Origin of the sequence: Caballeronia arvi, from assembly GCF_001544695.2 — a bacterium.
GTDB classification, from domain to species: Bacteria; Pseudomonadota; Gammaproteobacteria; order Burkholderiales; family Burkholderiaceae; genus Caballeronia; species Caballeronia arvi.
On sequence record NZ_FCOM02000041.1, the window covers coordinates 67,954 to 74,378 of the forward strand.

At 58.2% G+C, this 6,425-nt stretch carries 7 protein-coding genes and 1 pseudogene; 5 read left to right on the forward strand and 3 right to left on the reverse strand.

Annotated features, from left to right (window positions below):
• Positions 1-91: 91 nt before the first annotated feature.
• Positions 92-259, forward strand: a pseudogene (locus AWB74_RS48695) (superinfection immunity protein); the annotation flags it as partial.
• A 182-nt stretch (positions 260-441) separates the two neighbouring features.
• Here AWB74_RS48695 and AWB74_RS31300 read toward each other — a convergent pair.
• Positions 442-648, reverse strand: coding sequence for a hypothetical protein (locus AWB74_RS31300; protein ID WP_061150500.1), 207 nt, complete (start codon positions 646-648; stop codon positions 442-444).
• 120 nt (positions 649-768) lie between these two features.
• Positions 769-1,026 carry a hypothetical protein gene (locus AWB74_RS31305; RefSeq protein WP_061150501.1) on the reverse strand — a complete coding sequence of 86 codons (258 nt, stop codon included), beginning with the start codon at positions 1,024-1,026 and terminating at the stop codon, positions 769-771.
• A gap of 235 nt (positions 1,027-1,261) precedes the next feature.
• Between AWB74_RS31305 and AWB74_RS47470 the strand changes: the two genes are divergently transcribed.
• Positions 1,262-1,513, forward strand: a complete 252-nt coding sequence (locus AWB74_RS47470; RefSeq protein ID WP_235024753.1) for a phosphate signaling complex PhoU family protein — start codon at positions 1,262-1,264, stop codon at positions 1,511-1,513.
• Positions 1,514-2,422: 909 nt separating this feature from the next.
• On the forward strand, positions 2,423-2,644 hold the full coding sequence (locus AWB74_RS31315) for a hypothetical protein (protein WP_061150503.1): 222 nt from the start codon (positions 2,423-2,425) through the stop codon (positions 2,642-2,644).
• Between the two features lie 423 nt (positions 2,645-3,067).
• Here AWB74_RS31315 and AWB74_RS31320 read toward each other — a convergent pair whose 3' ends face one another.
• On the reverse strand, positions 3,068-3,508 hold the full coding sequence (locus tag AWB74_RS31320) for a response regulator (RefSeq protein ID WP_061150504.1): 441 nt from the start codon (positions 3,506-3,508) through the stop codon (positions 3,068-3,070).
• Between the two features lie 345 nt (positions 3,509-3,853).
• Between AWB74_RS31320 and AWB74_RS31325 the strand changes: the two genes are divergently transcribed.
• Positions 3,854-4,981 (forward strand): sensor histidine kinase, encoded by a 1,128-nt coding sequence (locus AWB74_RS31325; protein ID WP_061150505.1) that lies wholly within the window; start codon positions 3,854-3,856, stop codon positions 4,979-4,981.
• Positions 4,982-5,256: 275 nt separating this feature from the next.
• A complete protein-coding gene (locus tag AWB74_RS31330) occupies positions 5,257-5,793 on the forward strand; it encodes a hypothetical protein (protein WP_235024751.1) in 537 nt (178 codons plus the stop codon).
• Positions 5,794-6,425: the final 632 nt, after the last annotated feature.

The following is a 6,425-nucleotide window of genomic DNA, read 5'->3' on the forward strand; positions in this document are numbered from 1 at the left end:
AGACTGCGAAGACTTTCCTGCTCCGGAAAGCCTCTGAGGAGATCCAAAACGGCTCCCATCCAAGGGCCGTCACCTATCGCATCACAGCACAGAGCAGATCTTCGTCCTAAACCTGTTCGCGAGATGGACGTGCATTGGCTGGCTGATCGGGCTTGTTTGGGCGGTGGCGGCTCGGCCGGTGAGGGGAACGGCATGGCATTACCATACTTCGAGCGGGCGCAAGAAAAAGCCCGCTGCTTTGCCAACGGGCCTAAGTTGATACCCACGGATGGCCGACGCTGGCGACAGCGGACGTCGGGCTAGGTAGCGCGGCGCCGTGCGCAAATCCAACCGGAAGCCGAGGCAAGCGGCCCGCTGTGTCGATTAACCCACATGACGCTTGGTAGCTTCAAAGTAACCGAGCGGACGTTTACAGCAGGTTGCCGGCGGCAGGAGCATTACTCACGCATCCGCCAGTCCTAGCGCCCAGCGCAGGTCGCGCGCAAAATCAATGCAAACATTCTCCCACTCGCTGGTTCCAACCGTGAAGTCACGCGGATTGCTCTTTCCGCAAGCCCTTCGAATCGCTTCGATGCTGGCCGCGAGCGCGCGAGCTTCTGCGCGCAGCGGATCGTCAATGAATGCCTTGTGGTGTGTTTCGTTTTTCATTGCTGTTTTTCGGCGCGTGGCACCTAAACTTTAGCCGGGACCGTCTAGGCGCGATCGATCGCCTGCATCAGCCGCGATAACCCTTGGCGCGTTGTGTGTCGAAGTCGGCCCACCCGGTCATCACCGATGCCAACGCGCTTCATGGAGGCTCGGGCGGATCGCGATGACCGCGGGCATCGACTTCACGTCACGGCCATGAGCTGCACGGCCATCGCGCTTTACTTGCTCGTTATCTGAACGTGCCCACTGTCCGCTTGCCAAAACGATGATAACGAGCAGCCCGACGAGCTTCCTGTCGATGGGCAGACACGCCGAATTGCCGAGCTCGACGACTTCCGTCAGCAGCGACAGTTTGATCCTGAGGCAGGGCCGTCTCACGACGGGATAGACTTTAGTTATCCTGATAATGTCAATTATTGCTGATGGCGACCTCCAAATGCACCGCCAATCTGGAACGGGCTGCGGACGAAGCCCGAAAGATTGGCAAACACGCCGAGCGACTGAGCGACGATTCAGAAGCTCGCGCGATCGATCTTTCGATCTTTCCGAGGTGCTCGTCGCCGGCGAACTGGCGCTCGACCTTCTTTGTCGTGCGCTCGACGCGTTTGCCCGCATGGATACCGCCGCTGCGGCGCAGGTCAAGGCCGACGATCAGGCCATTGACGCACACTTTCGCGCGTTCACAACGCGCATGGTGCCGTATATGAGCGGGCACCCTCGAGCGATTGGCGTCGCACTCGACTACATGTTCGTCGCCAAAGCCGTTGAACGGATTGGCGACCATGCCAAAAACATTGCTGAGTTCGTGATTTACGTCGTCGAAGGAAAAGACATTCGACACGCTAAAAAGCGCGCTCGAGTTTGATTCGGGTCGAGCGTGCGCCGACGTTTTCAGCGAAGAAGATCGTCGACCATGCGCTGCGCTGAAGCCGATGCTGATCGCCTCATCTTCACTGGTCAATGCGTGACCGTCTGCTTCGCCCAGCCTGAGCGGAGAGAACCGGGATAGAGAGGTTCCCAGTTCGCAGATTCGAATAACAATGAAATAAGCGCGGGGAGCATGAGGGCGGCGAGACACCGGCCCGAATTATGTTAGAGGCAATCTGCAGGATGATCCGTGATAGTCGTAACGCGGAGGGGCTCGACGCGACAATCGTCTCCAAACGTGGCGGCTAAGCGATTCGCGAATTGTCGAGCAAATAAGTCGATCGACCTCCTCGAGAGGCCTTGCAGACCTTGCTCGAAGTGATGCCGCCATCTCCGCTCCTATCGGTACTGGATAGTGGCTTCGCCGATTCCGCGAAAGACCGCCCAAACGATGTGAGGTGGGCGCACTTCACTGCTTGCATCACGACGAACCTACTCGCCCATGTCAATAACGGCGACGGACCGGCGCTAAATGCGTTCCTTAGTCAACACTGGAACCTGTGTCGGATGCGTCGGACGGAAAAGAACGGGCGATTAAACGCTTAAGTAGAGCGACTGCCTCTGGCCGGTTGCGCCTTTTCAATTCTCGAAGTAGGAGTTTCAAGAAGACCTGAATATCTTCGTGACCATATTGAGATTGGAATTCACGAACAGTGTCTTCAATTGCTTTGTTTATCGTGTGGGGATACAGCATACTGGCGACGTGAGATGCGCCCCTTGCGATGTCTAGCTCGTATTTGTCTTCATAACGCCAACTCACGATAGACTCCATTGCCGCGCCACTCAACTAAATTCTACCGAGTATTTATTATCGCCCTGCCTGTTTGATTCGGAAGCATCGCTCGGAATGCCCAAAATCGCGACCCTGACCACCGAAATCGGCCTCGATCGCTGCGCTACCTTCGATTCACTTTTGCGAAAAAGTCTTGGATACGTAGGGAGTGCCAGAATGGCGCAAGCCTTCCTTGGCCTTGTCGAGTTTACGGTGACCGGGCGATGTGCCGTCTATTGCAACGACGGCTTCTCGATGATCGAACAGTTTGTTTTTGCAGTCACAGGGCAGATCTAGCCGAGCTTCATCGAGGCGAATATCCTGCAGTCGCTGCAGACCAGTTGTAGGTATCTCATCAGCGTGCCCAGTAGCGGCGCGGGCGCGCATCCTATGCCAACTGTCAAACGAAGTAAAGTTGGGACGATTTCGCCACTAAAGTTGCGACACTTGTGCGGATTGTCGTTCAGGCCCGGAGGCGCGTATTTTCGTTGCGCCGATGCGTTCCTAGCTCGCAAGTCCGTGCGAGCCAACCGATCAGCAGATGTTGTCGCTGTCGCGCATAAAATCGGCAATGCGTGACCATTTCCAGGCTGACCTTACAAGGACTTCACATAGCCGCGCCGCACAGTTAACGGGACGGGGATGGATCAGGAAGCGGGGTAGACAGCCGTTGCGAATTGCTCGTGGAGACGCGCGGTAATCCGATTCTTGGCTGAAGGCTCATGTCACGGCGGACGGCGCAACATGCTCAATCATTCGAAAGAGACCGGGCAGCGCATTGCCTTTTCGATAGAAAGCGTCGATTTCAACGGATTTGCCACGCTCAATGACGTCCGCTTCGGCAAGCGAGGTGTAAGCGATGATGGGCACGACGGCAAACCGCGTCGAGCCACGCATCGCTTCTGCGACCAGGAAACCATCGCAGTTCGGCATTTCGATGTCGAGTACCACAACATGCGGCGTCCATGCTTGCGGAGTCTGAAGGGCGGCCAAGCCGCCGTCCGCGATGCGGATGCGAAAGCCATAAGCAATGAGCGCGGCCGCAAGCGCCTCGGCGCTCAGTGGCTCATCATCAACAATCAGCACCGCGACAGGCGGATGGACGGCCTTGAACTGTCGGGTTGCCCATAAGCCGGGCACCGCAGGCGCTTCGGATTGCATGATGGTAAAGATCCATTTTTCTCTCCGAGCGCCGCAACCAACATGCCGGGTCAGCCTGAAACGTCATATTGCGGACATCGACGCCACGGGCGCGCAGCGTCGTGTCTGCATCGCTCAGCGCCGCTTTCTTTGGCGACAAGTGCTTCTCATCATCGGGCCAGTAGGCCAATGACTATCGCTTTAGGAGAGAGAGCGACTTCAAATCCCAACCACCGCGCGCACGCTCGCTCTGATTTCCCAGATAGCCAGCTTGTCTTATTCTGCGTCACCAATTCGCGCGTAAGATGGGATGCGGATGGATTCTTTTGACCCCTTTTTAAGCTGTTTCTGGCATCGGGAGATAGCATGCGCCTGGCAGACTTTATCTTGCGAGATATGGAGCTGATTTTGGTGCAATGGGAGGCGTTCGCGGCCACCCTCGTACCCGCGGCGGCAACCATGGAAGCGGCGGGGCTACGCGATCACGCGCAGCAGATTCTGCACGCCGTTGCACAGGATCTGCGGACTTCGCAAACCAGGGACGCCCAACGTGAGAAATCACTGGGGCGAGCCCCTGCGCTGCTTGACGCGACCGAAACAGCTGCGCAGACGCATGCCCTACTGAGAGCACAGGCCGGTTTTAATATCAACCAGTTGGCTGCTGAATATCGCGCCCTACGCGCAAGCGTGCTTCGCTTGTGGATGGATGACTGTGAACCCGCAGCGCCCGAACTGGAGGACGTCATTCGTTTCAATGAGGCGATCGATCAAGCACTTGCCGAATCAGTCGCTTTTTTCAGTGCGCAGGTCGAGCAGAGTCGTAATCTCCTGCTTGGCATGCTGGGACACGACATGCGTAGCCCGCTGCAGGCGATTCAAGCGACTGCGTCTTATCTGGCAGCGCTGCATGCCGGAGAGCGCGTGTCGGACGCCGCCGGCCGCCTGATACGCAGTGGAGCGCGGATGCAAACGCTGCTTGATGATTTGACCGACTTCAGCCGAACCAAACTCGGTTTGGGCATCAACGTCATACCGGCAAGCATCAATCTCGCGGAGATGCTTGCCGACGAACTCGACGAAATGCGTCGCATCCATCCCGATCGGCAAATTGAACTGCATATGAGTGGCGATTTACGGGGAGTCTGGGACGGTCGGCGGCTGCAGCAATTGCTCGGCAATCTCGTCCTCAATGCCGTCAAATATGGAGCGCAAGACACGCCAGTGCGCGTGGCAGTGACCGGCGACGCAAAGCATGTCTGCATCAACGTTAAGAATTCCGGACCGGCCATTGAGCCCGCAATGCTTCGGCGGATCTTTGATCCCCTGTCGCGGGGGGAAGACGCTCGGAGCAGAGACAACAGTGCAGGTGGCCTCGGCCTGGGTCTGTATATCGCACGCGGAATCGCCGAAGCTCATCACGGCGTGATCGAGGCGCGATCCGACACCACAGAGACCTCGTTTTCAGTCTCACTCCCACGTGCGGATCCCAGTTAAGACCATACACCAACGAGGCCTCGCAGCGATGATGAGTGAACGTGCGCGCCGAAGCCGCCACCCCTCTGAACCGTCAAATGGCGCTCGCCAATTAGGAAACCTGATTTTAGCCGCTATGGCGAGTGATGTCTCAGGGCTAAAATCGTCGCATTGGAAACTACGCAAAGGGGGCAGGGCCCGTGTCACGAGGCTTTCCGGACGATGACGCCGATCGCGCTGCGTCCAACGAATATGACCGCTGGCTCAACGAGGCGCCGACCGCGGCAGTTGCGCGCGTGGTGCTCGAAATCGACGAGACGATTACGCTCAGACGGCGTGCGTCCGCCGCGTGGCTCACCGCCCGTGGCGACGCCGTGCCGCTCTTGCCGATCAGACCTTCGCGCATCGAACTGGCCGTGGTGATCGCGCTCGCCGAAACCTTCGGCGCCTCGCTATATAAAGAAGCGCGCTTCGTTTCGGTGATCGACCTCATTGCCGAGGTCGGCGCGGTTGCGCTGGTGCAGCGGGTGATGTACGGCGTGCGGCCCGACTATGACAACAGCGACGACGGCGCCCCGGCCGTCGCCGCGGAGAATGCACGCTTGGCCGAGGTGTTGCGCGAGGCGCGCGTCGCCTTCGAGTTTCTGTGCACGACATGGCCCGAGGTGTTCCTCGCGCAGGCGCACGCGACACTCGCCGGGATCGGCGTGCAGGTGCACCCACCCGATGGCCGTCTAGCTGCGCCGTCGTCATACGAGGACGATGACGACGACGCCGACTCGGATCAGGGCAACGAGGATGACGAGCGCGATGAAGGCGGGGAGAGCGGTTAAGGCGAAACCGCTTTGGAGAAGCCGTCTCATGCGCTCTGACTTGATCCAACGTCTGGTCATAGACAAGCGGCGCGGGCGTCGCTGGTGCTCGGCGGTGTCGCACCGTCGCACCGACGGATCCAGTTGGGGCTAACGAAGAGCCTTAGTGTTCGGACTCGACGGGTCTTTTCTCCAATGAGGTATTGCATCGACGCTTGCCGGAACCAATGAATCAATCGATGACGGATGGCGGCGCTTGATGCCGAAGGCTTGCAATGGCCGTCGAGGAGCTGGCTTATACGCAGTCTCAAACGCCTTCTCGCGAGAGGCCTCAAAAGGCAGGGTTGCGCTCGGGGGATTGCGGTGCCAAGAGATCCTTTGTGATCGACATTTGAGAAGGTCCGCTGCCTCTGCGCCTAAGGTTGAACTCCGAGCAGCTTGCGGACCTCAGAGCACATCTTAAGCTGAAAGTGCGTCCGCTGGCTGTCGTGGACGTAGGCAGAGTTGCAACCTCGGTGGCCCGCTCCTGTCAGCGGGCTTTTCTTGGCATGCGATTGACACGAACACGCTATCTAGCAGGTCGTTGAAATACCTCGTCGAACGGTCATCCTGAATGAAGCGGTGAACGTTGAATCTGATGTCATTAACGAGAG

Excerpts from the sequence above, each read along its gene's own strand:
- AWB74_RS31325 (WP_061150505.1), top strand. The coding sequence starts at position 3,854 with ATGCGCCTGGCAGACTTTATCTTGCGAGATATGGAGCTGATTTTGGTG.
- AWB74_RS31315 (WP_061150503.1), top strand. The coding sequence starts at position 2,423 with ATGCCCAAAATCGCGACCCTGACCACCGAAATCGGCCTCGATCGCTGC.
- AWB74_RS31320 (WP_061150504.1), bottom strand. The coding sequence starts at position 3,508 with ATGCAATCCGAAGCGCCTGCGGTGCCCGGCTTATGGGCAACCCGACAG.
- AWB74_RS47470 (WP_235024753.1), top strand. The coding sequence starts at position 1,262 with ATGGATACCGCCGCTGCGGCGCAGGTCAAGGCCGACGATCAGGCCATT.
- AWB74_RS31300 (WP_061150500.1), bottom strand. The coding sequence starts at position 648 with ATGAAAAACGAAACACACCACAAGGCATTCATTGACGATCCGCTGCGC.